Genomic DNA, 689 nt, shown 5'->3' on the forward strand with positions numbered 1-689 from the left:
TGACTTTCGACCGCCTTCAGTGCTGACTGAATCTCTTCCGATTTTTTGCTCAGCTCATTGAGCCTGCTCTGTTCAACCGAAAGCTCATCCTGCGCAGCCGCCAGGGATTTAACCGCATCTTCCTGATTGATCAGATGATTAATCAGATAGCCGTTGATGCTGGGGCCGGGAGAGGCCAGCATCTGCTGATATCCTGCTATCGCTGATTTTAATCCCTCGACTTTCTGACGCTGCTCATCAACCAGTTTATTTTGCGCCGCCAGAGCTTCTTTGGTTTTCCCCGCATTATCTGACGTTTCCGGCAACGTCATTTTGTTCAGATTTGACAGAACCTGATCGATAGCCCCAGCATATTCAAGCGCCGATTGTCTCGCCTGCTCCTGCTTCTGGTACATCGTGTACCAGGCACCGGCCCCCAGCATCACCAGTCCGGGTATCCCGCCGATAAGGCCGAGCGCCCCGCCCAGGAGACGGGTGCCGACAGACGTGACATTGTTCAGGTTATTCTGGGCAATATTGCGGGCATTCACGTTACGGGCAACGGAGGCCTGTGCGGCGGCCAGGCGCTTTTCTGCGGCAGCCTGTGCATCCGTTCCGCGTGATGCGGCGAGCGCCTGCTGTGCCCGGTATTCTGCCGCACGCGCTCTGGCAACCGCAATTTGTGTCCCGCGCAGCTGGGCCTGCGCAAG

The 689-nt window shown here is 56.7% G+C and carries 1 protein-coding gene; it reads right to left on the reverse strand.

Annotation, left to right across the window (positions count from 1 at the left end; genetic code table 11):
- Positions 1-689 (reverse strand): phage tail tape measure protein (locus GN208_RS18135; RefSeq protein ID WP_279577450.1); only part of this gene is annotated, 689 nt, incomplete at both ends.

It is taken from the genome of Morganella sp. HSTU-ASny43, from assembly GCF_022819185.1.
GTDB classification, from domain to species: Bacteria; Pseudomonadota; Gammaproteobacteria; order Enterobacterales; family Enterobacteriaceae; genus Morganella; species Morganella morganii.